The sequence below is a fragment of the Microbacterium aureliae genome, assembly GCF_054780155.1.
In genome coordinates this window covers 20,548-44,585 of sequence record NZ_BAAGWW010000001.1, presented here as the reverse complement: position 1 = coordinate 44,585, position 24,038 = coordinate 20,548, and the positions used below count along the sequence as shown (strand labels likewise).

At 71.8% G+C, this 24,038-nt stretch carries 25 protein-coding genes; 13 read left to right on the top strand and 12 right to left on the bottom strand.

What is annotated here, in order from left to right:
• Nucleotide 1: 1 nt before the first annotated feature.
• Nucleotides 2–1,960 (bottom strand): acetyl/propionyl/methylcrotonyl-CoA carboxylase subunit alpha, encoded by a 1,959-nt coding sequence (locus ACYVF4_RS00245; protein WP_460718602.1) that lies wholly within the window; start codon nucleotides 1,958–1,960, stop codon nucleotides 2–4.
• A 4-nt stretch (nucleotides 1,961–1,964) separates the two neighbouring features.
• Nucleotides 1,965–3,569, bottom strand: coding sequence for a carboxyl transferase domain-containing protein (locus tag ACYVF4_RS00240; RefSeq protein ID WP_460718600.1), 1,605 nt, complete (start codon nucleotides 3,567–3,569; stop codon nucleotides 1,965–1,967).
• Between the two features lie 105 nt (nucleotides 3,570–3,674).
• On the opposite strand from ACYVF4_RS00240, the gene ACYVF4_RS00235 reads away from it, so the two are divergent.
• On the top strand, nucleotides 3,675–4,259 hold the full coding sequence (locus tag ACYVF4_RS00235) for an SACE_7040 family transcriptional regulator (RefSeq protein ID WP_460718598.1): 585 nt from the start codon (nucleotides 3,675–3,677) through the stop codon (nucleotides 4,257–4,259).
• 29 nt (nucleotides 4,260–4,288) lie between these two features.
• On the opposite strand, the gene ACYVF4_RS00230 is transcribed toward ACYVF4_RS00235, so the two are convergent.
• Genes ACYVF4_RS00230 through pdhA form a run of 3 tightly spaced genes read right to left on the bottom strand, consistent with a single transcriptional unit; the run spans nucleotide 4,289 to nucleotide 7,859 of the window.
• Nucleotides 4,289–5,713, bottom strand: a complete 1,425-nt coding sequence (locus tag ACYVF4_RS00230) for a dihydrolipoamide acetyltransferase family protein (RefSeq protein WP_460718596.1) — start codon at nucleotides 5,711–5,713, stop codon at nucleotides 4,289–4,291.
• On the bottom strand, nucleotides 5,710–6,720 hold the full coding sequence (locus ACYVF4_RS00225) for an alpha-ketoacid dehydrogenase subunit beta (protein WP_460718594.1): 1,011 nt from the start codon (nucleotides 6,718–6,720) through the stop codon (nucleotides 5,710–5,712). Before ACYVF4_RS00225 ends, ACYVF4_RS00230 begins: the two co-directional genes overlap by 4 nt.
• A complete protein-coding gene (gene pdhA, locus ACYVF4_RS00220) occupies nucleotides 6,717–7,859 on the bottom strand; it encodes a pyruvate dehydrogenase (acetyl-transferring) E1 component subunit alpha (RefSeq protein ID WP_460718592.1) in 1,143 nt (380 codons plus the stop codon). The genes ACYVF4_RS00225 and pdhA overlap by 4 nt, the downstream gene beginning before the upstream one ends.
• 167 nt (nucleotides 7,860–8,026) lie before the next feature.
• Here pdhA and ACYVF4_RS00215 point away from each other — a divergent pair, with 167 nt between their 5' ends.
• Nucleotides 8,027–8,512, top strand: a complete 486-nt coding sequence (locus ACYVF4_RS00215) for an Lrp/AsnC family transcriptional regulator (protein ID WP_460718590.1) — start codon at nucleotides 8,027–8,029, stop codon at nucleotides 8,510–8,512.
• Here ACYVF4_RS00215 and ACYVF4_RS00210 read toward each other — a convergent pair.
• The gene (locus ACYVF4_RS00210) at nucleotides 8,472–9,446 is read right to left on the bottom strand and encodes an EamA family transporter (protein ID WP_460718588.1); all 975 of its coding nucleotides are present in this window, start codon (nucleotides 9,444–9,446) and stop codon (nucleotides 8,472–8,474) included. The genes ACYVF4_RS00215 and ACYVF4_RS00210 overlap by 41 nt on opposite strands.
• 99 nt (nucleotides 9,447–9,545) lie before the next feature.
• On the opposite strand from ACYVF4_RS00210, the gene ACYVF4_RS00205 reads away from it, so the two are divergent.
• Nucleotides 9,546–10,115 carry a CGNR zinc finger domain-containing protein gene (locus tag ACYVF4_RS00205; RefSeq protein ID WP_460718586.1) on the top strand — a complete coding sequence of 190 codons (570 nt, stop codon included), beginning with the start codon at nucleotides 9,546–9,548 and terminating at the stop codon, nucleotides 10,113–10,115.
• Here the strand turns inward: ACYVF4_RS00205 and ACYVF4_RS00200 are convergent.
• Entirely contained in the window at nucleotides 10,102–10,968 is an 867-nt protein-coding gene (locus tag ACYVF4_RS00200; protein ID WP_460720693.1) for an alpha/beta fold hydrolase, read from the bottom strand. The genes ACYVF4_RS00205 and ACYVF4_RS00200 overlap by 14 nt on opposite strands.
• A gap of 104 nt (nucleotides 10,969–11,072) precedes the next feature.
• On the opposite strand from ACYVF4_RS00200, the gene ACYVF4_RS00195 reads away from it, so the two are divergent.
• Nucleotides 11,073–11,804 (top strand): exonuclease domain-containing protein, encoded by a 732-nt coding sequence (locus ACYVF4_RS00195; RefSeq protein WP_460718584.1) that lies wholly within the window; start codon nucleotides 11,073–11,075, stop codon nucleotides 11,802–11,804.
• A 54-nt stretch (nucleotides 11,805–11,858) separates the two neighbouring features.
• Here the strand turns inward: ACYVF4_RS00195 and ACYVF4_RS00190 are convergent, their stop codons facing one another.
• The 3 genes from ACYVF4_RS00190 to glgA all read right to left on the bottom strand — a co-directional run bounded on the left by ACYVF4_RS00190 (nucleotide 11,859) and on the right by glgA (nucleotide 14,214).
• Nucleotides 11,859–12,110 carry a type B 50S ribosomal protein L31 gene (locus tag ACYVF4_RS00190; protein ID WP_360136335.1) on the bottom strand — a complete coding sequence of 84 codons (252 nt, stop codon included), beginning with the start codon at nucleotides 12,108–12,110 and terminating at the stop codon, nucleotides 11,859–11,861.
• Nucleotides 12,111–12,224: 114 nt separating this feature from the next.
• The gene (locus ACYVF4_RS00185; RefSeq protein WP_460718581.1) at nucleotides 12,225–13,010 is read right to left on the bottom strand and encodes an ABC transporter ATP-binding protein; all 786 of its coding nucleotides are present in this window, start codon (nucleotides 13,008–13,010) and stop codon (nucleotides 12,225–12,227) included.
• Between the two features lie 10 nt (nucleotides 13,011–13,020).
• Nucleotides 13,021–14,214 carry a glycogen synthase gene (glgA, locus tag ACYVF4_RS00180; protein ID WP_460718579.1) on the bottom strand — a complete coding sequence of 398 codons (1,194 nt, stop codon included), beginning with the start codon at nucleotides 14,212–14,214 and terminating at the stop codon, nucleotides 13,021–13,023.
• Nucleotides 14,215–14,278: 64 nt separating this feature from the next.
• On the opposite strand from glgA, the gene ACYVF4_RS00175 reads away from it, so the two are divergent.
• On the top strand, nucleotides 14,279–15,523 hold the full coding sequence (locus tag ACYVF4_RS00175) for a glucose-1-phosphate adenylyltransferase (RefSeq protein ID WP_460718577.1): 1,245 nt from the start codon (nucleotides 14,279–14,281) through the stop codon (nucleotides 15,521–15,523).
• 48 nt (nucleotides 15,524–15,571) lie between these two features.
• Nucleotides 15,572–16,210, top strand: a complete 639-nt coding sequence (serB, locus tag ACYVF4_RS00170) for a phosphoserine phosphatase SerB (RefSeq protein ID WP_460718575.1) — start codon at nucleotides 15,572–15,574, stop codon at nucleotides 16,208–16,210.
• Between the two features lie 7 nt (nucleotides 16,211–16,217).
• Here the strand turns inward: serB and fabG are convergent, their stop codons facing one another.
• A complete protein-coding gene (gene fabG / locus ACYVF4_RS00165) occupies nucleotides 16,218–16,928 on the bottom strand; it encodes a 3-oxoacyl-ACP reductase FabG (protein WP_460718573.1) in 711 nt (236 codons plus the stop codon).
• Nucleotides 16,929–17,040: 112 nt separating this feature from the next.
• Between fabG and ACYVF4_RS00160 the strand changes: the two genes are divergently transcribed.
• Genes ACYVF4_RS00160 through ACYVF4_RS00145 form a run of 4 tightly spaced genes read left to right on the top strand, consistent with a single transcriptional unit; the run spans nucleotide 17,041 to nucleotide 19,003 of the window.
• Nucleotides 17,041–17,520, top strand: coding sequence for a DUF4190 domain-containing protein (locus ACYVF4_RS00160; RefSeq protein WP_460718571.1), 480 nt, complete (start codon nucleotides 17,041–17,043; stop codon nucleotides 17,518–17,520).
• Nucleotides 17,521–17,577: 57 nt separating this feature from the next.
• On the top strand, nucleotides 17,578–17,943 hold the full coding sequence (locus ACYVF4_RS00155; protein ID WP_460718569.1) for a DUF3099 domain-containing protein: 366 nt from the start codon (nucleotides 17,578–17,580) through the stop codon (nucleotides 17,941–17,943).
• Complete coding sequence (locus tag ACYVF4_RS00150) at nucleotides 17,940–18,155, top strand: hypothetical protein (protein ID WP_460718567.1); 216 nt, start codon at nucleotides 17,940–17,942, stop codon at nucleotides 18,153–18,155. Before ACYVF4_RS00155 ends, ACYVF4_RS00150 begins: the two co-directional genes overlap by 4 nt.
• A complete protein-coding gene (locus tag ACYVF4_RS00145; RefSeq protein WP_460718565.1) occupies nucleotides 18,152–19,003 on the top strand; it encodes an SURF1 family cytochrome oxidase biogenesis protein in 852 nt (283 codons plus the stop codon). The genes ACYVF4_RS00150 and ACYVF4_RS00145 overlap by 4 nt, the downstream gene beginning before the upstream one ends.
• A gap of 6 nt (nucleotides 19,004–19,009) precedes the next feature.
• Here the strand turns inward: ACYVF4_RS00145 and ACYVF4_RS00140 are convergent, their stop codons facing one another.
• Nucleotides 19,010–20,608 (bottom strand): ABC-F family ATP-binding cassette domain-containing protein, encoded by a 1,599-nt coding sequence (locus tag ACYVF4_RS00140; RefSeq protein ID WP_460718563.1) that lies wholly within the window; start codon nucleotides 20,606–20,608, stop codon nucleotides 19,010–19,012.
• A gap of 215 nt (nucleotides 20,609–20,823) precedes the next feature.
• Here ACYVF4_RS00140 and thiC point away from each other — a divergent pair, with 215 nt between their 5' ends.
• Genes thiC through thiS form a run of 3 tightly spaced genes read left to right on the top strand, consistent with a single transcriptional unit; the run spans nucleotide 20,824 to nucleotide 24,020 of the window.
• Nucleotides 20,824–22,563: a phosphomethylpyrimidine synthase ThiC gene (gene thiC, locus ACYVF4_RS00135; RefSeq protein ID WP_460718561.1), complete on the top strand. Its 1,740-nt coding sequence runs from the start codon at nucleotides 20,824–20,826 to the stop codon at nucleotides 22,561–22,563.
• Nucleotides 22,564–22,614: 51 nt separating this feature from the next.
• Nucleotides 22,615–23,775, top strand: a complete 1,161-nt coding sequence (locus ACYVF4_RS00130) for an FAD-dependent oxidoreductase (RefSeq protein ID WP_460718559.1) — start codon at nucleotides 22,615–22,617, stop codon at nucleotides 23,773–23,775.
• Nucleotides 23,772–24,020 carry a sulfur carrier protein ThiS gene (gene thiS / locus ACYVF4_RS00125; protein WP_460718557.1) on the top strand — a complete coding sequence of 83 codons (249 nt, stop codon included), beginning with the start codon at nucleotides 23,772–23,774 and terminating at the stop codon, nucleotides 24,018–24,020. Before ACYVF4_RS00130 ends, thiS begins: the two co-directional genes overlap by 4 nt.
• Nucleotides 24,021–24,038 lie beyond the last annotated feature (18 nt).

The following is a 24,038-nucleotide window of genomic DNA, read 5'->3' as shown; positions in this document are numbered from 1 at the left end:
TTCAGGATGCGGACGCCGCGGCACCGGGTTCGGTGGCGGGCGCGTCGAGCGTGAGGTGGGCGAGCGTCTGGTCCCGGCGCACCTGCTCGCCGGGGACGACGCGCACGCGCACGACGCCGTCGGCCGGCGCGGTGACCGGGTGCTCCATCTTCATCGCCTCGATCGTGACGACCCGGTCGCCGGCGCGGACCCGGTCGCCGTCGGCGACGTGGACTGCCACGACGGCGCCGGGCATGGGGGCGCGCAGATCCGGATCGACGGCGCCGGCCGAGGCGGCGGCACCGCGGCGCTTCAGCTCGAAGACCTGCCGGCGGCTGAGCGGCTGCAGGCGATGGGCGGCGCCGTCGACATGCACCCAGACGGCGCCGTCGGCGTCCCGCGCGACGTCGGCGGCGGGCGGCTCGGCGGGGACCTCGGCCATCCGGACCGCGCCGGCGTCGTCGGCGAACCACCGCTGCGCGGCGCGCGCCGGCAGCCCCGCTCGCCAGCCGGGGGCCACGTCGCCCCACGCCCCCGGGCGAGCGGGGGCGGGCGGGTCGGCGGCGGCCGCTCCGGCCAGCGCGGCGGGCGACGGCTCCGGGTGCCCGGGCTCGGGCATCCGGTCGATGAGGCCGGTGTCCATGTCGCCGTCGCGGACGCCCTCGTCGGCGAGCAGGCGGCGCAGGAAGGCGATGTTGGTGTCGACGCCGAGCACCACAGTGCCGGCGAGTGCGGCATCCAGGCGCTCCAGCGCCGTCGGGCGGTCGGGCCCCCACGCGATGATCTTGGCGATCATGGGGTCGTAGTCGGCGCCGACGCGGGACCCCGTGGCGACGCCCGCTTCGACGCGGATGCCGTCGCCCGCCGGCGCCCGCCACGCCAGCACGTCGCCCGTCGCGGGGAGGAACCCGCGGGCGGGCGTCTCGGCGTACACCCGGGCCTCGAGGGCATGACCGTGGAGCGGCGTCTCGCCGCGGTCGATCGCGCACGCCCGCTCGGACAGCGCCAGGCCGGCGGCCGCCCGCAGCTGCTCCTCGACGAGATCGACCCCGGTGACCATCTCGGTGACGGGGTGCTCGACCTGCAGGCGGGTGTTCATCTCGATGAAGAAGAAGTCGTCCGGCGCCGCACCCGACACCAGGAACTCCACCGTCCCGGCGCCGCGGTAGTCGACGCTCCGCGCAGCGGCGCACGCCGCCTTCCCGAGCCGGTCGCGCGTGGCCGCCGAGACGACCGGCGACGGCGCCTCCTCGATGACCTTCTGGTGGCGGCGCTGGAGCGTGCACTCCCGCTCCCCCAGGTGGACGACGGTGTCGTGCGCGTCGGCGAGCACTTGCACCTCGATGTGGCGGGGACGCTCGATGAGACGCTCCAGCAGCAGCGTGTCGTCTCCGAACGACGCGCGGGCGACGCGTCGCGCCGTGGCGAGGGCGTCGCCGAGCTCGTTCGCCGACCGGACCACCTGCATGCCCTTGCCGCCGCCCCCTGCCGAGGGCTTCACCAGCAGCGGGTAGCCGGCGGCGTCCGCGGCGGCGGCGATCTCGGCATCCGTCATGCCCGCCGCGCTGAAGCCGGGGACGGTCGGCACGCCGTGCGAGGCGACGTGCTCCTTCGCACGGATCTTGTCCCCCATCACCTCGAGCGCCGCCTCCGGTGGCCCGACGAAGGCCAGGCCCGCCGCGCGGCACGCCCGCGCGAGCGCCGGGCTCTCGGAGAGGAACCCGTAGCCGGGGTGGACGGCCTGCGCACCCGACGCGACGGCGGCGGCGACGACGGCGTCGACATCGAGGTACGACGACACCGCCGCCGCCGGGCCGATCCGCACGGCGGCGTCGGCGTCGCGGACGTGCGGCTCGCCGGCGTCGGCGTCGCTGTAGACGGCGATCGATCGGATGCCGAGGCGTCGGAGCGTCCGGATGACGCGCCGCGCGATCTCGCCCCGGTTGGCCACGAGCACGGTGTGGAAGAGCAGGTCGGTCATGCGATCACATCCGGAAGACGCCGAAGCGCGGTTCGGGGAGGGGGGTGCGCGAGACGACGTCGAGCGCGAGCCCCAGGACGTCGCGGGTGTCGGCGGGATCGAGGATGCCGTCGTCCCACAGGCGCGCGGTGGCGTAGTAGGGGCTGCCCTGCTCTTCGTAGCGGGCCCGGATCGGCGCCTCGAACTCGGCCTGGTCCGCGGCCGCCCACTCCTCGCCGCGGGCCTCGAGCTGATCTCGCTTGACGGTGGCCAGGACCGAGGCGGCCTGCGCACCGCCCATCACCGAGATGCGGCTGGCCGGCCACGTCCACAGGAACCGCGGCGAGTACGCCCGGCCGCACATCGAGTAGTTGCCGGCGCCGAAGGACCCGCCGATGACGACGGTGAGCTTGGGCACCCGGGTGGTGGCCACGGCGGTCACCATCTTGGCGCCGTCCTTGGCGATGCCGCCCGCCTCGGCATCGCGGCCCACCATGAAGCCCGAGATGTTCTGCAGGAACAGCAGCGGCACGCCGCGCTGGTCGCACAGCTCGATGAAGTGTGCGCCCTTCTGGGCCGACTCGCCGAAGAGGACGCCGTTGTTGGCGACGATGCCCACCGGATGCCCGTGGATGCGGGCGAAGCCGGTGACGAGGGTGTCGCCGTACTCGCGCTTGAACTCGTGCAGCTCGCTGTCGTCCACGAGCCGGGCGATGACCTCGCGGACGTCGTAGGGCTGGTTGACGTCGACGGGGACGACCCCGTACAGCTCCGCCGGATCCGCCGCAGGCGGCCGCGGGTCGGCGACCTGCCACACCGGTGCGGCGGCGGGAGGGAGGGTCGCGACGATGTCGCGGACGATCTCGAGGGCGTGCTCGTCGTCGTCGGCGAGGTGGTCCACGACGCCGGACCGGCGCGCGTGCAGCTCGCCGCCGCCGAGCTCCTCGGCCGTGACGACCTCGCCGATGGCGGCCTTCACCAGCGGTGGGCCGCCGAGGAAGATCGTGCCCTGGTCGCGCACGATGACGGTCTCGTCGCTCATCGCCGGCACGTAGGCGCCGCCCGCCGTGCAGGACCCCATGACCGCCGCGATCTGCGGGATGCGGTCGGCGGAGAGCCTGGCCTGGTTGAAGAAGATGCGGCCGAAGTGGTCGCGGTCGGGGAAGACCTCGGCCTGCAGCGGCAGGAAGGCGCCGCCGGAGTCGACGAGGTAGATGCAGGGAAGCCGGTTCTCGCGGGCGATCTCCTGCGCCCGCAGGTGCTTCTTTACCGTGAGCGGATAGTACGTCCCGCCCTTGACGGTCGCGTCGTTGCAGATGACCAGGACGTGCCGGCCGTGGACGAGGCCGATGCCGGCGATGACACCGGCGCCCGGCGCCTCGCCGTCGTAGAGTCCGTCGGCGGCCAGCGGCGCGATCTCGAGGAAGGGGCTGCCCTCGTCCAGGAGCCGGTCGATGCGGTCGCGCGGCAGCATCTTGCCGCGCGCGACATGCCGCTCGCGGGCTGCCGGCGGCCCGCCCTCGGCGGCACGCGCGCGCCGGGTCCGCAGCTCCGCGGCCAGCGCGGACTGACCGCTCTCGGCCTGCTCGAACCGCGGATCGCGTGTCGCGGCGCTGACCAGCACGCTCATGTCATCTCCATCGACGTCACGATCGGATCACGGCGGTTGTCGCGCCGCGATCACAGTGGTTAGTGTTCACTAACTGAGCATCCAGGTTAGCGAGGGTTAACTGAAATGACAAGTGGGCTGACCGAGCGCGATCGGGCCAAGGCGGAGCGTCAGGCGGCGATCCTGCGAGAGGCCTCGCGACTGTTCGCCGAGCGCGGTTTCAGCGGCGTGAGCCTGGAGGATCTGGGCGCCGCCGTCGGCGTGTCCGGGCCCGCCCTGTACCGCCACTTCGCCAACAAGCAGGCGCTCCTGGGGGCCCTGCTCATCGGCGTGAGCGAGCGTCTGCGGGACGGCGGGCGCGGGGTGACGGCCGAGTACGACGCCGACGCCGACCGGCTGCGTGCGCTCGTGGTGTTCCACGTCGACTTCGCCCTGGCGGACTCCGACGTCATCCGCGTGCAGGACCGGGATCTCACACGTCTCCGCGACGAGGACCGGCGGACAGTCCGCCGCCTGCAGCGCGAATACGTCGAGACGTGGATCGACGTGCTCGCCGCCCTGCATCCCACCCGATCCCGCGAGGATCTGCGCGTGCGCGCGCACGCCTGCTTCGGCCTGATGAACTCCACACCCCACACCGCCCGATCCGGCGCCGACAGCGACGCGCGGGCGATCCTGGAGTCGATGGCGCTCGCCGCCCTCGGGGTGTGAGGGCGGCTCCCGCCCCCACACCCCCGCGGTCAGCGCACCAGCATCGCCCGCCCGGGCTCGCGCAGGATCGAACCCACCTCGGCCAGGAAGCGGGCTCCCTGCTCGCCGTCGACGAGTCGGTGGTCGAACGACAGCGCCAGGGTCATCACGTCGCGCAGCGCGATCTCGCCGCGGTGCTCCCACGGCTGCCGGCGCACGGCACCCAGCGCGAGGATGCCCGCCTCGCCCGGGTTGAGGATCGGGGTGCCGGCGTCGACGCCGAAGACGCCGACGTTCGTGATCGAGAAGGTGCCGCCCGACATGTCCGCCGGCGCCGTCCGGCCCGACCGGGCGGTCTGGGCGAGCTCGCCGATCGCGTCGGCGAGCTCTGACAGCGTCATCGCGTGCGCGTCGCGGATGTTCGGCACGATCAGCCCGCGCGGCGTGGCGGCGGCGATCCCGAGGTTCACGTAGCCGTACTCGATGATCTCGCCCGCGGCCTCGTCCCAGCGGGAGTTGAGCGAGGGGTGGCGCAGCAGGCACGCGCTCACGGCCTTGGCCGCGACGGCCAGGATGCCGATGCGGTGCTCGGCCAGGGAGCGGTCCGCCTTGAGCTGCGCGATCAGGTCCATCGTCGCGGTCACGTCCACCGTGAGGAACGTCGTCACATGCGGCGCCGTGAACGCGCTCCGGACCATCGCCTCGGCGGTGTGCTTGCGCACCCCGCGGATCGGCGTTCGCGTCACGCCCCGGGCCGGCGACGCGACGGGCTCGGCCGCCGCCTCCGCCGGGGCGACCGGCGCGGCGCCCACCTGCCGGGCGTAGGCCTCGACGTCGTCACGGCTGATGATCCCCGTCGCCCCGGTCGCCTCGACCAGGGCCAGATCGACGCCGAGCTTCTTCGCGAGCGCACGCACCGGCGGCGTGGACCGCGGCCGCTCCAGCGGTGCGTCCTCGAGCAGGTCCGGTGCGTGGACGGCATCGTGCGGCGCCGCCTCGAGGACGGCGGTGTCGACCCCCGAGACGGGGGCGGCCGACGTCGCGCGCGCACGCCGTCGGGGCCGTGCCGCACCGCGGGGGGCCGCGCCGTAGCCGACGAGGTTCGGCTGCGCCTTCTCGTCGGCATCGTCGCCTGCTGCGTCGTCTGCGGCGTGGCCTGCTGCGGCGTCAGCGGCGGACTGCGCAGCAGCGGGCGCCGCGGCCGCGTGCTCGTCGCTCGAGGCCGGAGCCGCGTCACCGCCGAGATCGAACGAGATGAGCACCGAGCCGACCTCGATGACGTCGCCGGCGGCGGCGTGCAGCGTGGTCACGGTCCCCGCGTACGGTGACGGCAGTTCGACGACCGCCTTGGCCGTCTCGACCTCGGCGATCGTCTGGTTCAGGGCCACCTCGTCGCCCTCGGCGACCAGCCACTGCACCAGCTCCGCCTCGGGCAGGCCCTCGCCGAGGTCCGGCAGTCGGAAGTCCTCGATCACAGGTCCACCCCCGTCAGGCTGTTGGGCTTGTCGAGCACCCGGTCGACGGCATCGAGGATGCGGTCCAGATCCGGCAGGTGATGCTTCTCGAGCTTGGCGGGCGGGTAGGGGATGTCGTGCCCGGTCACCCGCGCGGGGGCGGATTCGAGGTAGTTGAAGCAGCGCTCGGTGACGCTGGCGACGATCTCGGCGGCGACCCCGGCCTCGCGGGCGGCTTCGTGGGTGACCACGACGCGACCGGTCTTGCGCACCGAGGCGGTCACCGTCCGGTAGTCCACCGGCGAGATCGACCGGAGGTCGATGACCTCGATCGAGATGCCCTCGTCCTCGGCGGCCGCGGCCGCGTCCAGCGCCGTCACGACCTGCGCGCCGTAGGTGAGCAGCGTCACGTCGGAGCCCGGCCGCGCGACGCGGGCGAGACCCATCGGCGCGGCATCCGCCAGATCGAGGTCGAGGTCGACCTCGCCCTTGGCGTGATAGAGCCGCTTGGGCTCGAAGAAGACCACGGGATCGTCCGACGCGATCGCCTGGCGCAGCATGACGAAGGCGTCCTGCGGGTTCGAGACCGCGACGACGCGCAGCCCCGAGGTGTGCACGAAGTACGCCTCGGGCGATTCGGAGTGGTGCTCGGCGGCACCCACCCCGCCCGCCCACGGGATCCGGATCGTGAGCGGCATCTTCACGTTTCCTCGCGTGCGGTAGTGCAGCTTCGCCACCTGGCACACGATCTGGTCGAACGCCGGGTAGACGAATCCGTCGAACTGGATCTCGACCACCGGCCGGTAGCCGCGGAAGGCCAGCCCGACAGCGGTGCCCATGATCCCGGATTCGGCCAGCGGGGTGTCGACGACCCGCTTCGCGCCGAACTCGCCCAGCAGGCCGTCGGTGATGCGGAACACCCCGCCGAGCTTGCCGATGTCCTCACCCATGACCAGCACCTTCGGGTCGTCGGCCATGGCCCGGCGCAGTCCCTCGTTGATGGCCTTGGCCATCGTCAGCTGCGTCATCGTCCCTGCTCCTTCACGCTGTCGTCGTCGGCGAAGCCGTCCAGGTAGGCCCCGAACCAGCGGCGCTGCTCGTCGAGGCCGGAGTGGGGCTCGGCGTAGACGTGGTCCAGGACGCCGATCGGCGGTCGCGACCGCGCTCCGATCGCCGAGGCGCGGACCTCGGCGGCCAGACGGTCGGCGTCGGCGGCCACATCGGCGGCGAAGGCGTCGTCGAACTCGCCCTCGGCGCGCAGCAGCGCCTCGACACGGGCCAGCGGGTCGCGCTCCTTCCAGCGCTCGACCTCGGCGGCGTCCCGGTAGCGGGTGGGGTCGTCCGACGTCGTGTGGGGCCCCATGCGGTAGGTGACCGCCTCGATGAAGGCCGGTCCTCCCCCGCGACGGGCGTTCTGCACCGCCCACCGCATCGCCGCGAGGCAGGCGAGCACGTCGTTGCCGTCCACGCGCAGGCTCGGGATGCCGAAGCCCGGGGCGCGGCCGGCGATCGGGAACTTCGCCTGCACGGTGACCGGCTCCGAGATCGCCCACTGGTTGTTCGTGCACACGAACACCACGGGAGCCCGGAACGACGAGGCGAAGACCATGGCCTCGTTCACGTCGCCCTGGCTCGAGGCGCCGTCGCCGAAGTACGCGGCGGAGACCTGGTCGGTGCCGTCGCGCTGGATGCCCATCGCGTATCCCACCGCGTGCAGCGACTGGGCGCCGATGATGATCTGCGGGGTGGCGGTGTTGATGTCGTAGGGGTTGTAGGTCGAGTGCTCCTCGCCGCGCCACGCCAGCACGAAGTCGGCGGGTTTGGCACCGCGCACGAAGTTCACGCCGATCTCGCGGTAGCTGGGGAAGGCGAAGTCGTCCGCGCGCAGGCCGTGCGCGGTGCCGACCTGCACGCCCTCCTGCCCGCGGCAGGGGGCCCACAGGCCCAGCTGGCCCTGACGCTGCAACGCGACGCCCTCGGCGTCGATGCGGCGCACCAGCGCCATGTCGCGGTACAGCGCGCGCATCATGTCGGCGTCGACGTCGGCGACCCAGCGGTCGAGGTCGGGGTCGGCGAGTCGCTCGCCGTCGGGGCTGACCAGCCGTGCGACGTCGTCGGTGTCGGTCGCGAGATCGGCGGTCGGTGTCAGGGTGTGCGCCATCGTCATCCCTCTCTTCCGGGAGGCACCTTCGTGGGGCGCTCCAGGGTGGATCGTCGGCGTCCTCGCCGACAGTGCCGACGATACGTCGATCGGGCATGTGGCTCAAGCATCCGGCTCGCGCTTGAGCATGTTGACAATCAGGCGCGGTATACAGCGTGCTATCGTTTAGCACTATGAGCGCACTCGACCACGTCGACCTCGAGCTGCTGACCGCCCTCGCGGACGACCCCCGCGCGACCGTCGTCGCCCTCGCCGAACGGCTCGGACTATCGCGCAACACCGTCCAGGCGCGCATGTCCCGCCTCGACCGCTCCGGCGTCTTCCTGTCGTACGAGCGGGCGATCTCGTCAGCGGCGCTCGGCTACCCGATCGAGGCGTTCATCAGCGTCACGGTGCGCCAGGCGGAACTACCGCGCATCACCGAGCAGCTCGAGCGCGTGCCCGAGATCGTCCAGGCGCACGGCCTGAGCGGTCAGGTCGATCTGCTCATCCGGGTGGCGTGCCGCGACACGCAGCATCTCTTCGACACGGATGCCCGCATCCTCGCCATCGAAGGCGTCGAGCGCACCGAGACCTCGCTGGTCATGGGCGAGGTCATCGCCCATCGCGTCGTCCCGCTCATGGAACTGGCACGGCGGGAGCCGCCGTCGCGCCCGTGACATCGGCATCCAGACGCACCGCCACGACGCCGGCCAGCACCAGCGCACCGCCGACGAACTGCACCGCACCGGGCGTCTCGCCCAGCAGCAGCCATGCGAACCCGAGCGCGAACAGCACCTCCGACAATCCGACGAAGGACGCCAGACGCGAGCCGATGCGCGGCACCGCCATCACGCCGAACGCGTAGCCGACGGCGGTCGAGGCCATCGCGACCCACAGCAGCGGCACGAACCACGGCACGGTGACCCCGGCCACCTCGATCGACACGGCGGGTGCGCGGAAGGGCAGGATCCCCGTGAGTCCGAGGACGACCATGACGACCGCGCCGAGGAGGAGTCCGCCGGCGGCCAGCGCGAGCGGCGGCAGGTCGTCGCCGGCGCGCTCCGAGATGACGAAGTACGCCGCCGCGCAGACGGCCGCGCACAGCGCCAGCACGGTCCCGAGCGCGTCGAAGCGGGCGCCCGAGATGTCGACGACCAGGACGAGACCCGTCATCGCGACGACCGTGCCGAGAAGGACGAGGCGGGAGGGGCGACGGCGGGTGCGCACCCACACCCAGATGACGATGAGCACCGGCGCGACGTACTGGATCAGCAGGGCCACCGCCACCGGCATCCGCTGCATCGCCGAGAAGAAGAACAGCTGGCAGCCCATGACCCCGGTGAGCCCGAAGCCGGCGATGAGGGCGCCGTGCCGGCGCAGGAACCCGCGCTCGTGGCGCAGCGCCCGGATCAGCGCCGGGGCGAGGATGAGCCCGGCGACGCCCATGCGCACGGTGAGGGCGGCGCCCAGCGACCAGCCGGCTTCGAGCAGGGGCTTGACCAGAGGACCGCTCGACGAGAACGCCAGTGCCGAGGCGACGGCGAGGATCAGACCGGTCGAGCGGTGGCGCGTCGGGGCCGGCGCGAGTGCGGAGAGGGCGGATGCAGTCACGGCGGTCCCGGGGTGTCGAACTGGTCAGGAGCAGGGTGCGTCAGGAGCAAAATGCTTTTACACTCGTGACATTAGCGGCTGGTAGTGTCAGGGGTCAACATGGTTTTCATTCGTGACACCCGCGACGCCCTGGCGGCGACGGTCGACCTGGTCAACACCCTGCCGGCCACCGACACCGCCGGCACCGACACCCTCGCCGACCTCGACGACCTCACGCGCTACCTGCGCTCGCACCCGTACTCCGGCCGCATCTCCCGCGACCGGGCCGAACTCGACGCGCTGCGCGGCATCCGGCCGCGGCTGCGGCAGCTCTGGCTCGTCGACCGCGCCGGCGCGGTCCCTCTGGTCAACGGCATGCTGCGCGACGGCGCCGCCCTCCCCCAGCTCGTCATCCACGACGACTTCGACTGGCACATCCACGCCACGCCCCCCGACGCCCCGCTCGCGACCCGCATCCTCGTCGAGGCGGCGATGGCGTTCGTCGACGTGATCCGCGCCGACGAGTACGAACGCGTGCGGGTGTGCGCGGCCGACGACTGCCTGAGCGTCTACATCGACTACTCCAAGAACCGCTCGAAGCGGTACTGCGACACCGGCAACTGCGGCAACCGCATGCACGTCAACGCCTACCGCCGGCGCAAGGCGGCCGAGGACGTCAGCGCCGGCTGAGCTCGGCGAGGAACCCCTCGATCGCCTGCGCCGCGGGTGCGGGGGTCTCGTAGTGGATGAGGTGCCCCACGTCGGGGATCTCGACCAGTCGCACGTCGTCGAACAGGCGCGCGAGCTCCCGCTCCTTCTCGATCGGGGTGATGTCGTCCCGCACGGCGGCCACGAGGAGCGTCGGGACGGCGATCCGGGGGGCGAAGGCGCGCACGTCGTGCGAGACCGATGTGACGAAGGCGTCGTGCAGCACGTCGCGGTCGGCGAACCGGGAGAAGTACGTGTCGTGCTGGTCGTGCACGAAGGAGCGCAGCCCGCGGTCGCGCGTCTTCGCCATGGTCTCGCTCATCACCCGCACGATCGCTCGATTGCGCAGGAGCGCGTCCCCGGCCCGGGCGGGAAGGCGGGCGGCGACGGTGTAGTAGAGGATCGCCAGGCGGGTCATGATGCCCCGCGGCCCCTCGAGCGCGGGGGCGCCGATGGGGTTGACGAGCACGAGGCCGGGCGTCGCCAGCCCCTCGGCCACCGAGGCCGCGGCCACGATGGAGCCGAACGAGTGCCCGAGGATCACGGCGCCGGGCGCCACCTCGGCGGCGAACTCGCTCAGCCACCGCGCGTAGGCCTCGAGATCGTGACGCCGGCCGGGCAGCGGCGGCGTCTCGCCGAAGCCGGGAAGGTCGGGCATCACGACCCGGATGCCGGGCAGGTGTGCCACCACCGGCTCGAGGCCGTGGTGCTCGCCGCGGAAGCCGTGCACCGCGACGATCGTCGTCGTGGCGTCGTCGTCGCCGTAGACCCAGTACGCCGTCAGGCCGCCGAGGACCTGCGCTTCGCGCCGCTCGACGGGGATGCCCGCCAGCATGTCTGCGTAGGGGTTCGTGGGCACCCGGGAAGTCTATTCGCCGCACCTGACCGTCTACGGAGGGTCGGCCGGGCGATGTCGGCGGGTGTTCGTACTGTGACGGGATGGACCCCTGGCAGCCGCAGCCGCTCGCCCTGTTCGAACCACCGGCGTGGATGCAGGTCATCGGGGTCTTCGACCTCGAGACCACCGGCGTCGACGTCGCGCGCGACCGCATCGTCACCGCCCACGTCGGGCTCCTCGACGCCGGCGGCTCGGTCATCGACGCTCGCGACTGGACGGCGGACCCCGGCATCCCCATCCCCGAGGCGGCGACCGCCGTGCACGGCATCACGACCGAGCAGGCCCGAGCCGAGGGGCGACCGGCGGGCACGGTCGTCGCCGAGGTGGTCGGGGCGCTTCGCGGTCTGCTCGATTCCGGCATCCCCGTGGTGGCCTACAACGCGGCCTACGACTTCTCGCTGCTCAAGAACGAGGCGCTCCGCCACGGCGTGGACCCGATCGCGGCGCCCGCGGCGGTGATCGATCCGCTCGTGCTCGACAAGGCCTACGACCGGTGGCGGCGCGGCAAGCGCACGCTCAGCGTGGTCGCCGAGCACTACCGCGTGCGACTCGACGAGGCCCACGCGGCGTCGGCGGATGCCGTGGCCGCCGGGCGGGTGGCGCAGGCGCTCGCGCAGCGCTACGCCGCGTGGCTTCCGGCGACGGCCGCCGAGCTCCACACCCGCCAGATCGGATGGGCGCGCGAGCAGGCGGCGAGCCTGACGGAGTACTTCGTGAGGATCGGCCGGCTCGACCCCGACGGCCACGTGGACGGCAGCTGGCCGATCCGGTGAGCGGCCGGGCACGACGAAGGGCCCCGCCGCAGCGGGGCCCTTCGTCGGTCCGGCTTACTTGGAACCGAAGTTCTTGAAGCGCTGGTTGAACTTCTCGACGCGACCGGCCGAGTCCATGATGCGCTGCTTGCCCGTGTAGAACGGGTGCGAGGCGGACGAGATCTCGACGTCGATGACGGGGTACTCGACGCCGTCGAGCTCGATCGTCTTGTCGCTCGAGACGGTCGAGCGCGTGAGGAAGGTCTCGCCGGAGCCGAGGTCGCGGAAAACGACGGCCTTGTACTCGGGGTGGATGTCAGTCTTCATGGGAAGTCCTTTGAAAGTGGTGTCCTGGATTTTGCCAGGACGGTCAAAGTCTGCGGTGCGAATGCACCAAGGGTCGATCTTACCAGGCCCGTGAGCCCACCCGCACGGACCGGCTCAGCGCGCCGCGCGGGCGGCGTAGCGCCCGCCGTCCTCGGTGAGCGCGATCGGCGCCCCGAAGGTATCGGTGAGGGCCTCGGCGGTCAGGGTCTCGGCCAGCGGACCGGCGGCGACGGCCCGGCCGTCGCGGAGCAGCAGGACGTGCGTGAACCCCACGGGGATCTCCTCCACGTGGTGGGTGACCATGATCATCGCGGGCGTCGTCGGCGCCTGGGCGTACCCGCCGAGCAGGCTCAGCAGCTCCTCGCGCGCGCCCAGGTCGAGGCTCGCGGTGGGCTCGTCCAGCAACAGCATCTCGGGGTCGGTCATGACCGCGCGCGCGATCTGGACGCGCTTCTGCTCGCCGTCGCTGAGGGTGCCGAAGGTGCGGTCGGCCAGGTGGTCCAGACTCCACTCCGCCAGCACCCGCAGCGCGCGTCGCTCGTCGATGTCCTCGTACGTCTCGCGCCAGCGGCCGAGCACCGAGTAGGCCGCGGTCAGGACGACGTTGAGCACCGTCTCCTCGGGCGGCACGCGCCGCGCCATGGCCGTCGAGGCGAAACCGATGCGGGGGCGCAGCTCGAACACGTCGGTCCGGCCCAGCTGCTCGCCCAGCACCGACACCACACCCGAGGTCGGATGGATGAGCGTCGCCGCCAGCTGCAGGAGCGTGGTCTTGCCGGCGCCGTTGGGTCCGAGGATCACCCACCGCTGGTCATCGGCGACCGACCACTGCAGGTGGTCGACGATGTCCCGGGCGTTCCTGCGGACGACGACGTCGGAGAACTCGAGCACCTGCGGCATGGGCTCTAGCCTATCGGCCGGCGGCGGCCACCTCCGTGTACAGCGCGGCCGTCTGCTCGGCGATCCGCGTCCAGCTGAAGTCCTCGATGGCGCGCCGGCGACCGGCCTCGCCGTACCGCCGCGCGGTCTCGCGATCGGTGGCGACCTCGGTCAGCACGCGCGCCAGGTCGGCCACGAACCGGTCGGGGTCGGTGGGGGTGCCGGTGCCGTCCTGGACCTGGTCGATCGGCACGATGCGCCCGGTCTCGCCGTCGAGGACCACCTCGGGGATGCCGCCGGTGCCGGTCCCCACGACCGCGGCGCCGCACGCCATCGCCTCGAGGTTCACGATGCCGAGCGGCTCGTACACCGACGGGCAGACGAAGGTGGTCGCCGCCGTCAGGATCGTGCACAGCTCGCGCCGGGGCAGGACCCGGTCGATCCACACGACACCCTGACGGGTCTGCTGCAGACCGCGCACGAGGCCCTCGACCTCGGCCATGATCTCGGGCGTGTCCGGCGCGCCGGCGCACAGGACCAGCTGCACCTCGGGCGGCAGCTGCTCGGCCGCCCGCAGCAGGTAGGGCAGCCCCTTCTGCCGGGTTATCCGCCCGACGAACACGATCGAGGGGCGGTCCGGGTCGATGCCCGCCTCAGCCAGGAAGGCGGGGTCCTCGGTGGGGCCCCAGGCCTCGGTGTCGATGCCGTTGTAGATCACGCGCACCTTGTCGGCGTCCAGGGCCGGATAGCTGCGCAGGATGTCCGCGCGCATGCCCTCGCTCACCGCGACGATCGCCGCCGCGCCCTCGTAGGCGGTCTTCTCGATGTAGCTCGACACCGCGTACCCGCCGCCGAGCTGCTCGGCCTTCCAGGGGCGCAGCGGCTCGAGGCTGTGCGCGGTGACGATGTGCGGGATGCCGTGCAGCAGCGAGGCGAGATGCCCGGCGAAGTTCGCGTACCAGGTGTGGCTGTGCACGACGTCGGCACCGGCCACGTCCGTCACGATCGCCAGATCGGTGCCGAGCGTCTGGATGGCGCCGTTGGCGCCCCCTAGCTCGGCCGGAACCCCGTAGGCGGTCGTCCCCGCCTCGTCCCGCGGCGCGCCGAAAGCGCGCACCTGGACGTCGATGGTGGCGCGAAGCGCCTTGACGAGCTCCGCCACGTGGACGCCGGCACCGCCGTAGACCTCGGGGGGGTACTCCTTGGAGATGATGTCGACCCGCATGCGCCTGACGCTAGTACAACGCGCCGCTGGTACACAGTGCCGATCGCGTCCTAGGGTGGGTGCCATGCCTGCAGCGCCGAAGGTCTTCGGAATCATCCTCGCCGGCGGCGAGGGCAAGCGACTGATGCCGCTCACCGCGGATCGCGCGAAGCCCGCCGTCCCGTTCGGGGGCCAGTACCGCCTGATCGACTTCGCGATCTCGAACCTGATCAACTCGGGGCTGAGACAGATCGTCGTGCTGACGCAGTACAAGTCCCACAGTCTGGACCGCCACGTCTCGCAGACCTGGCGGATGTCGGCGCTGCTGGACTCCTATGTCGCCTCGGTCCCCGCCCAGCAGCGGCTGGGCAAGCGATGGTTCTCGGGCTCCGCCGACGCGATCCTGCAGTCGCTGAACCTCATCAACGACGAGCAGCCCGACATCGTCATCGTCATCGGCGCCGACCACGTGTACCGCATGGACTTCCGCCAGATGCTGGCCGCCCACATCGAGTCGGGGGCGCGCGCGACGGTCGCCGGCATCCGGCAGCCGCTGGCGCTGGCCAATCAGTTCGGCGTCATCGACGTCGACCCCGAGGACCCCTCGAGGATCCGCGAGTTCCTGGAGAAGCCGCAGAGCCCGAACGGTCTTGCGGATTCGCCCGGCGAGGTCCTGGCCTCGATGGGCAACTACATCTTCGACACCGACGCCCTCATCGAGGCGGTCGAGGCGGACGGCGAGCTGCCGGCGTCGAATCACGACATGGGCGGCGACATCGTCCCCTATTTCGTCGGGCGCGGCGAGGCCGGCGTGTACGACATGAAGCGCAACGACGTCCCCGGCTCGACCGATCGCGACCGGTACTACTGGCGCGACGTGGGAACGATCGACTCCTTCTTCGACGCCCACCGCGACCTGATCTCGACGCTGCCGATCTTCAACCTGTACAACATGCAGTGGCCGATCCACTCGCAGGCGGTCAACTCCCCGCCGGCGAAGTTCGTCCGCGACTCGGTGGGGCGCATCGGCAACGCCATCGACTCGGTCGTGTCGCTTGGGTCGGTGCTGTCGGGCACGCATCTCGAGCGCAGCGTCGTGGGCCCGTGGACGCTGGCCGGCGGCGGGTCGACCATCACGGACTCGGTGCTGTTCGATCACGTGCACGTGGGCGCCGGCGCGCGCATCCACCGGGCGATCCTCGACAAGCACGTCGTGCTCGCCGACGGGGCCACCGTCGGCGTCGACCGCGAGCGGGACATCGCGCGGGGCTTCACGGTCACCGATTCCGGGATCACCGTCGTCGGCAAGGGCATCCGCGTCGAGCGCTGAGCGTGCTGCGCGCCCGCCCGTGCGGCGGGCGCGCAGTACGGTAGGGGGATGCCCTCGCCCGCGCGCCTGCTGGTCGTCCTGGACGCCGATTCCACCCTCATCCGCAACGAGGTGATCGAGCTGATCGCCGACGAGGCCGGCCGCGGCGCAGAGGTGGCCGCGGCGACCGAGGCGGCGATGCGCGGCGAGGTGGACTTCGCCGCGAGCCTGCGCACGCGCGTGGCCGCCCTCGAGGGCGTGCCGGTGGAGCGCTTCTCACGCGTTCTCTCGCGTATCGATCCCACCCCCGGCGTCGTCGAGCTGATCGCCGCGGTCCACGCGCGCGGCGGCGTCGTCGGCGTGGTCTCGGGCGGCTTCCACGAGATCCTCGACACCGTCGCCCCCGCGCTGGGCGTGGACGTGTGGCGCGCGAACCGGCTGCGCGTGCGCGACGGGATGCTGGCGGGCACGGTCGAGGGCGACATCGTCGACGCGGCCGCCAAGGCCGCCGCGCTGCGGGAGTGGGCGCACGCGCACGGCGTGCCGATGTCGCGGACCATCGCGATCGGCGACGGGGCGAACGATCTTCAGATGATGGCCGCGGCGGGCCTGGGCGTCGCCTTCAACGCCAAGCCCGCGGTCCGCTCGCGCGCGGACGTGGTCATCGGGCCCGTGGATCTCGCCGAGGTCGTTCCGCTGCTGCCCTGAGCAGTCCTCAGTGCCCCATGCCCAGGCCGCCGTCGACGGGGATGACGGCACCCGAGATGTACGCGGCGTCGTCCGAGGCGATCCAGGTGACGACACCGGCGACCTCGTCGGCCGAGGCGAAGCGCCCCGCGGGGATGTTCCGCTTGTACTCGGCCTGGGTGTCCTCGGGGAGCGCCGCGGTCATGTCGGTCTCGATGAAGCCCGGCGCGACGACGTTCGCGGTGATGCCCCGGCCGCCGAGTTCCCGCGTGAGGGACCGTGCGAACCCGACCAGGCCGCTCTTGGATGCTGCGTAGTTGATCTGGCCGGCCGAACCGTACAGCCCGACCACGCTCGAGATGAGGATCACGCGGCCCCACCGTGCCCGCAGCATCCCCTTGCTCGCCCGCTTGACGACGCGGAAGGCGCCGCCGAGGTTGGTGGCGACGACGGAGTCGAAGTCCTCCTCGGTCATCCGCAGCAGCAGGGTGTCCTTCGTGACGCCCGCGTTGGCGACCACGACCTCCACAGGACCCAGCTCGCGCTCCACCTCGGCGAAGGCGGCGTCGACGGCGGCGGCGTCGGTGACGTCGCAGCGGACCGTGAGGGTGCCCTCGGGCCCTTCACCCGAGCGCGCGGTCACGGCCACGCGGTGGCCCTCCGCGACGAAGCGCTCGGCGATGGCACGGCCGATGCCGCGATTGCCTCCGGTGACCAGGACGACGCGTGGGGTGGACATAGAGGTGCTCCCGGGTTCGTGACGAAACGGCTCCAGCCTATCGGCGCGCCGTTTGACACCCGCCCCGCCCCGCTGGAACGCTGAGGGTGGATCCTGCGAGAAAGGCAAGCGCGTGAGCGACAACACCCCCGGCGGGCAGTCCGCCGAGCCCTCGAACCCGGCCGCACCGAGCGCGTATCCCCCGCCGTCGGCCTATCCCCCGCCCGCCGCACCGCAGGCCCCGCCGGCCTACCAGGCTCCGCCCGCCTACGGCGCCCCGGGGTCCTACCAGGCTCCGACCCCCTACGGCCAGGCGCCCGCGTACGCCGGATACGGCCAGGCCGTGAAGACCAACACCCTGCCGATCGTGTCGCTCATCGCCTCGATCGCCGGACTCGTCGTGGTCCCCTTCATCGGCTCGATCGTGGGGGTGATCACCGGCCACATGGGCCTGTCGCAGATCAAGCAGTCCGGCGAAGGCGGACGCGGGCTCGCGCTCGCCGGGACGATCCTCGGCTGGGTCGGCATCGGACTCGCCGTGCTCGGACTGCTGCTGCTGTTCGCCGTGCTGCCGGCGTTCCTCACCACCGTCCGCGACACCTCTTTCAGCTGAAATCCGGTGCTTCCAGGCGGCGCCGCCCCACGCGCGGCGGCGTACCCTGGAATCACCGTGAAGAGTCCGCACAACGCCCAATCGGCGACCTCCCTGCCGCGTTCGCCGCGCGAGGAGGCGAACGCGCGCTCGCGCCGGTATCTGGTCATGATGGCCGTCCGCGTGCTGTGCTTCATCCTCATGGTCGTCATCACGCCCTACGGCTGGCACACGTGGGTGCTCGGCGCCGCCGCGGTGCTGCTGCCCTACATCGCCGTGGTCTCGGCCAATGTCGGCGAGGATGTCCGCAGCACCGAGGCCATCAGCCCGGAGCGGGCGCTGCCCGCCGCGCCCACCTCACCGCTGCCCCCCGCCGCGGCGGACGTGCGCGTGATCCGCATCGGCGAGTCGCCGTCCAAGCCTCCGGCGGATCGGGCCGGATGAGCGACACGCCCCCGCCGCCGGAGTGCTCGCGCGCCGGCTGCCGCCGCGTCGCGCGCTGGCGGATCGATTGGCGCAACCCGCGCATCCACTCCCCCGATCGCCGCAAGAGCTGGGCGGCCTGCGACGAGCACCGCGACCACCTGCGCGATCATCTCGCCGCTCGGAGCTTCCCCGTCACCGTGGTGCCCCTCCCCGAGACGGATCCGCGATGAGCAGGCGCGCCGTCAGCATGCAGGACCTGCCCGCCGCCGGCCGGTGGGCGATCTATCTCGCGCTCGCGGCGGTGTTCGCCGTGGCGTGCGCGTTCCTGGCGAACTGGCAGTTCGCCAGGAACGAGGAGCGTTCCGCCCAGCTCGACCTCGTCGCGCAGAACTACGACGCGCCGGCCGTGCCGGTGGCGGAGCTGCTGGAATCCGGCTTCGATCCGGGCGACCAGTGGCGCCCGGTCGTGATGACCGGGTCGTATCTGCCCGAGGAGCAGCTGCTCGTGCGGAACCGCGCGCACGGCGGGTCCAGCGCCTTCGAGGTCCTCGTGCCCTTCCGCACCGGCGACGGCCGGGTCCTCCTGATCAACCGGGGCTGGGTGCCGCCCGGAGAGGGCCCCGAGCCCGACGCCGTCCCCGCGGCCCCCTCCGGTGAGGTCACCGTCGTCGCGCGGCTGCAGCCGGGCGAGCCCGTTCCGCGCTCGGGCCGGTCGGCACCCGAGGGACAGGTCCCGACCATCAACCTGCCGCTGGTCGCCGACGAGATCGGCGGCGACATCCGACAGACGCTGGAACTCGGCGCCTACGGCCTGCTGGTCAGCGAGGATCCGGCCCCCGGGACCCGGCCGCAGCCGCTCGAGAGCCCGTCCGAGGACCCCGGCCCGCATCTGTCGTACGCGATCCAGTGGATCCTGTTCGCCGTCATGGGGTTCGTCTTCATCGGCTACGTCATCCGCACCGAGCGGGCGCACCGCCGGGACGATGAGGATGCCGCGCCGACACGCCGACCGCGGTCGCGCCGGCGCGACCGGGACGCCGAGACCGAGGACGCCCTGCTGGACGCCGCGGGCCGCTGACGGGCTTCAGGCCAGCGCCACGAGGTCCGCGTAGTCGCGGCCCCAGATGTCCTCGACGCCGTCGGGCAGGATGAGCACACGCTCCGGGTTGAGTGCCTCGACGGCCCCTTCGTCGTGCGACACCAGGATCACGGCGCCCTCGTAGTGGGCGAGGGCGCCGAGGATCTCTTCGCGCGACGCGGGGTCGAGGTTGTTCGTCGGCTCATCCAGCAGCAGCACGTTGGCGCTCGAGACGACGAGGGTCGCCAGGGACAGCCGGGTCTTCTCGCCGCCCGACAGCACCCCCGCGGGCTTGAGCACGTCGTCTCCGGTGAACAGGAACGACCCGAGCACCTTCCTGGCCTCGGTGGCGGTGATGTCCGGCGCGGCGGACATCATGTTGTCGAGCACCGAGCGGTCGACGTCCAGGTTCTCGTGCTCCTGGGCGTAGTAGCCGATCTTCAGGCCGTGCCCGGGCTCGACCTGCCCGGTGTCCGGCGCGTCGACACCCGCGAGGATGCGCAGCAGCGTCGTCTTGCCCGCGCCGTTGAGACCCAGGATGACGACCTTCGATCCGCGGTCGATGGCGAGGTCGACGTCGGTGAAGATCTCGAGCGACCCGTACGACTTCGACAGGTTGGATGCCGTGATGGGGGTCTTGCCGCACGGGGCGGGTTTCGGGAAGCGCAGCTTCGCCACGCGCTCCACCTGGCGCACCTCGTCCAGGCCCGACAGCATCTTCTCGGCGCGCGCGACCATCTGGTGCGCGGCGGCGGCCTTGGACGCCTTGGCTCCGAAGCGGGCGGCCTGCTGCTGCAGGGCGGTGGCCTTCTTCTCGACGTTCGCGCGCTCCTTCTTGCGGCGCTCCTCGTCGGCGACCCGCTGGCGCAGGTAGTTCTTCCAGTTCATGTTGTAGATGTCGATGACCTGGCGGTTCGCGTCGAGGTAGAACACGCGGTTGACGGTCTCGCCGACGAGCTCCACGTCGTGGCTGATGACGATGAGGCCGCCCTTGTAGCCCTTCAGGAACTCGCGCAGCCACACCACGCTGTCCGCGTCGAGGTGGTTCGTGGGTTCGTCCAGGATCATCGTGTCGGCATCCGAGAACAGGATGCGTGCGAGCTCGATGCGGCGGCGCTGACCGCCCGACAGCGTCTTCAGCGGCTGATCCAGGATGCGGTCGGGCAACGACAGGTTGTGGGCGATCGAGGCGGCCTCGGCTTCGGCGGCATAGCCGCCGAGCGCCTCGAAGCGCTCGGTGAGGTTGCCGTAGCGGCGCATCGCGCGCGCAGCCACATCGGCGTCGTCGTCGGCCATCGCCAGCGACGCCTCCCTCATGCCGAGGGCCAGCGTCCCGAGGCCCCGGGCATCGAGGATGCGCGTGCGGGCCAGCATCTCGGGGTCCCCCGCGCGGGGATCCTGGGGCAGGTATCCCAGCTCGCCGCTGCGGTCGACCCGACCCTCCGCCGGCAGCAGGTCGCCCGCGAGCACCTTGGTCAGCGTCGTCTTGCCGGCGCCGTTGCGGCCCACGAGGCCGATCTTGTCGCCGCCGGTGACCCGGAAGGAGACGTCGGACATGAGGACGCGGGCTCCCACGCGGATCTCGAGGTCGTGCACGGAGAGCACAGCGAATGTCCGTTTCGTTCGGTGGGGGGCGGAGAATGGCCGATGGCCAGCCCCCAAGTATAAGTCGCCCGCTGCCACGTGCATCGCGACTCGGGCCTGCTAGCCTTCTCACCAGTATCCCGCGGGAACCACGGCAGTGGCTGAGATCAGGGTGTAGCCCCCTGGACCGTTCGAACCTGTCTGGCTAGCACCAGCGAAGGAAGAAGGAGACGGTCATGTCCGTCGTACACCCACGCCATCGAAGCGCATTCCGCGTCGACGCCGAGTCCGGCATCCAGGTGCCGGTCACGCGCGTGAGGCTCGACCCCTCGCCCGACGGCTCGCCCAACGCGGATGTCGAGGTCTACCGCACCGCCGGCCCCGAGTGCGAACCCACCGAGGGCCTCCCCCCGCTGCGCCACGGGTGGATCCGGGGCCGCGACGACGTCGAGGAGTACGGCGGGCGGACCCGGGACCTCGCCGACGACGGACGCTCCGCGGTGCGCCGCGGCGCGGCATCCGCGGAGTGGCGCGGCCGGAGGACCCGTCCGCTGCGCGCGACGAAAGGCCGGCGGGTGACGCAGATGCACTACGCCCGGCGCGGGGTCATCACCGAGGAGATGCGCTTCGTCGCGTTGCGGGAAGGGTGCGACGTCGAACTGGTCCGTCGCGAGGTCGCGGCCGGACGGGCCATCATCCCCGCGAACATCAACCACCCCGAGAACGAGCCGATGATCATCGGGCGGGAGTTCCTCGTCAAGATCAATGCCAACATCGGCAACTCCGCGGTCACCTCGTCGATCCAGGAGGAGGTCGAAAAGCTCAAGTGGGCGACGCGGTGGGGAGCCGACACCGTCATGGACCTGTCCACCGGGGATGACATCCACACCACGCGGGAGTGGATCATCCGGAACTCTCCCGTGCCGATCGGGACAGTGCCGATCTACCAGGCGCTCGAGAAGGTCAACGGCGAGGCGGACGCGCTCACGTGGGAGGTGTTCCGCGACACGGTCATCGAGCAGTGCGAACAGGGCGTGGACTACATGACCATCCACGCCGGCGTGCTGCTGCGCTATGTTCCCCTCACCGCCGCACGCGTGACGGGGATCGTCTCGCGTGGCGGCTCGATCATGGCCGGCTGGTGTCTCGCCCATCACCGCGAGAACTTCCTGTACACGCACTTCGACGAACTGTGCGAGATCTTCGCCCAGTACGATGTCGCCTTCTCGCTGGGCGACGGTCTGCGTCCCGGCTCGGTCGCCGACGCCAACGACGCCGCGCAGTTCGCGGAACTCGATACCCTGGGCGAGCTCACCGCTCGCGCCTGGGAGTACGACGTCCAAGTGATGGTGGAGGGGCCCGGGCACATCCCGCTCCACCTCGTCCGTGAGAACATCGAGCGCGAGATCGAGGTCTGCCACGGCGCCCCCTTCTACACCCTGGGCCCGCTGGTCACCGACATCGCACCCGGCTACGACCACATCACGTCGGCGATCGGGGCGACCGAGATCGCCCGGTGGGGAACGGCGATGCTCTGCTACGTCACCCCCAAGGAGCACCTGGGGCTGCCCAACCGCGACGACGTCAAGACAGGCGTCATCACCTACAAGATCGCGGCACATGCCGCCGACCTCGCCAAAGGGCACCCTCGCGCCCGAGAACGCGACGACGCACTCTCGAAGGCGCGCTTCGAGTTCCGCTGGAAGGACCAGTTCGCCCTCTCGCTCGACCCCGACACCGCTGAGGCGTTCCACGACGAGACGCTGCCGGCAGAACCTGCCAAGACCGCGCACTTCTGCTCGATGTGCGGGCCGAAGTTCTGCTCGATGCGCATCTCCCAGGACATCCGCGGCCGGTTCGGCGACGAGGCGGCGCAGACGGCGATCGCCGCCGGCCTGCAGCAGAAGGCGACGGAGTTCCGCGACCAGGGCGGAACGGTCTATCTCGACGCGCCCTCGGTTCGCGTGGAGGCCTGAGGTGACAGCCTCTCCTCCCGATACCGCGCGCCGCGTGTCTGCGTTCGGGCCATGAAGGTCGCCGTCGTCGGGGCCGGCATCGTCGGGCTGACGATCGCCCACGAGCTGACGCGGCGGGGGGCATCGGTGCACGTCTGGGACCCGCACCCCGCGGGCGGCGCGACGTGGGCGGCAGCCGGCATGCTGGCCCCCGCGAGCGAATTCCAGCCGTGGGAAGGGGGGATCCGCGGGTGGGCGCGTGAGGCGGCGGCGATGTTCCCGAGCCACATCGCACTCCTCGGCACGGATCCCGCACGAATCGGCTACCGCCCCGAGCCGACTCTCGCGGTGGGCTGGGATGCCGCCGACGGGGCGGCGATCGAAGAGTCGACCGATCGCGCCGTCGCGGCCGGTGCCGCGTTCGATCCGGTGCCCGCAGCAGAGTTGAGACACCTGGAGCCGGGTATCGCGCCCGTATCCGCCGCCTTCCGCGCTCCCGCAGACCATGCCGTCGATCCTCGTGCCCTCGCCGCCGCGATCATGCGCGACCTCGACCGTCGCGCGGGCTCACGGTCGGCGTGGCTCACCGGGACCGCGATCGTCGGCATCGACGCGCCGTCCGCCGGAAGGCGCGACGGGACCGCCGCGGTGACCGATACTCGGGGAGGCAGGACGACGGTGGATGCCGTCGTCCTGGCGACCGGCCACAAGACCCCGCCGACCGGATCGCCCGGTTGGCTGGGCACCTGCATCCGCCCCGTGTACGGCGATGTGCTGCGCCTGCGCAGCAGCCGCTGGAGCGTTCCGCTGCGCCATACGGTGAGGGGTGTCGTGCGGGGACGCCAGGTCTACCTGGTGCCACGGGCCGACGGCGGAATCGTCCTCGGCGCATCGGATCGCGAGGACGGCGCCACAGGCCCGCTCACCGGGGCCGTGGGAGACCTCATCAACGACGCGCGGACGATCTACCCCTCGATCGCCGAGAGCGAGGTGGTCGAGGTCGGGGCGCGGGCGAGACCGGCCACCCGCGACAACCTGCCGCTGCTCGGCGCCGCCGTCGACGACGAGGGCGCCGACCTGCCGACCCTCGTCCTCGCGCTCGGCGCCTACCGGCACGGGGTGCTGCTGAGTCCCTGGATCGCGCGGACGGTGGCGGACGAGATGCTGGACGCCGTCCGCGTGCCCGCTGCCGTCGCTGCCTCCCGCTGGGAAGACGAGAAGAGGAGTGCATGACCATCCACGTGAACGGAACGGCGCGCGACGACCGCGCCCCGCTCCCCCTCGACCGGCTGATCGCCGCCGTGGTGCGCGACGATCCGACCCCGGCGACCGACCGGACTCCGCCGCTTCCGACGAGCCGGCTCCGCGGCATTGCCGTCGCACTCAACGGGTCGGTGGTGCCGCGAGACGGCTGGGATTCCACCCTCGTGAGCGACGGCGACGCCGTGGAGGTCCTCACCGCGATGCAGGGAGGCTGACGTGTCCGATCACCACGA

Coding starts and splice junctions, on each gene's coding strand:
- ACYVF4_RS00245 (WP_460718602.1), bottom strand. CDS start 1,960: ATGACCGACCTGCTCTTCCACACCGTGCTCGTGGCCAACCGGGGCGAG.
- ACYVF4_RS00240 (WP_460718600.1), bottom strand. CDS start 3,569: ATGAGCGTGCTGGTCAGCGCCGCGACACGCGATCCGCGGTTCGAGCAG.
- ACYVF4_RS00235 (WP_460718598.1), top strand. CDS start 3,675: ATGACAAGTGGGCTGACCGAGCGCGATCGGGCCAAGGCGGAGCGTCAG.
- ACYVF4_RS00225 (WP_460718594.1), bottom strand. CDS start 6,720: ATGACGCAGCTGACGATGGCCAAGGCCATCAACGAGGGACTGCGCCGG.
- pdhA (WP_460718592.1), bottom strand. CDS start 7,859: ATGACGATGGCGCACACCCTGACACCGACCGCCGATCTCGCGACCGAC.
- ACYVF4_RS00215 (WP_460718590.1), top strand. CDS start 8,027: ATGAGCGCACTCGACCACGTCGACCTCGAGCTGCTGACCGCCCTCGCG.
- ACYVF4_RS00205 (WP_460718586.1), top strand. CDS start 9,546: ATGGTTTTCATTCGTGACACCCGCGACGCCCTGGCGGCGACGGTCGAC.
- ACYVF4_RS00200 (WP_460720693.1), bottom strand. CDS start 10,968: ATGCTGGCGGGCATCCCCGTCGAGCGGCGCGAAGCGCAGGTCCTCGGC.
- ACYVF4_RS00195 (WP_460718584.1), top strand. CDS start 11,073: ATGGACCCCTGGCAGCCGCAGCCGCTCGCCCTGTTCGAACCACCGGCG.
- ACYVF4_RS00190 (WP_360136335.1), bottom strand. CDS start 12,110: ATGAAGACTGACATCCACCCCGAGTACAAGGCCGTCGTTTTCCGCGAC.
- ACYVF4_RS00185 (WP_460718581.1), bottom strand. CDS start 13,010: ATGCCGCAGGTGCTCGAGTTCTCCGACGTCGTCGTCCGCAGGAACGCC.
- glgA (WP_460718579.1), bottom strand. CDS start 14,214: ATGCGGGTCGACATCATCTCCAAGGAGTACCCCCCCGAGGTCTACGGC.
- ACYVF4_RS00175 (WP_460718577.1), top strand. CDS start 14,279: ATGCCTGCAGCGCCGAAGGTCTTCGGAATCATCCTCGCCGGCGGCGAG.
- serB (WP_460718575.1), top strand. CDS start 15,572: ATGCCCTCGCCCGCGCGCCTGCTGGTCGTCCTGGACGCCGATTCCACC.
- fabG (WP_460718573.1), bottom strand. CDS start 16,928: ATGTCCACCCCACGCGTCGTCCTGGTCACCGGAGGCAATCGCGGCATC.
- ACYVF4_RS00150 (WP_460718567.1), top strand. CDS start 17,940: ATGAGCGACACGCCCCCGCCGCCGGAGTGCTCGCGCGCCGGCTGCCGC.
- ACYVF4_RS00145 (WP_460718565.1), top strand. CDS start 18,152: ATGAGCAGGCGCGCCGTCAGCATGCAGGACCTGCCCGCCGCCGGCCGG.
- thiC (WP_460718561.1), top strand. CDS start 20,824: ATGTCCGTCGTACACCCACGCCATCGAAGCGCATTCCGCGTCGACGCC.
- ACYVF4_RS00130 (WP_460718559.1), top strand. CDS start 22,615: ATGAAGGTCGCCGTCGTCGGGGCCGGCATCGTCGGGCTGACGATCGCC.
- thiS (WP_460718557.1), top strand. CDS start 23,772: ATGACCATCCACGTGAACGGAACGGCGCGCGACGACCGCGCCCCGCTC.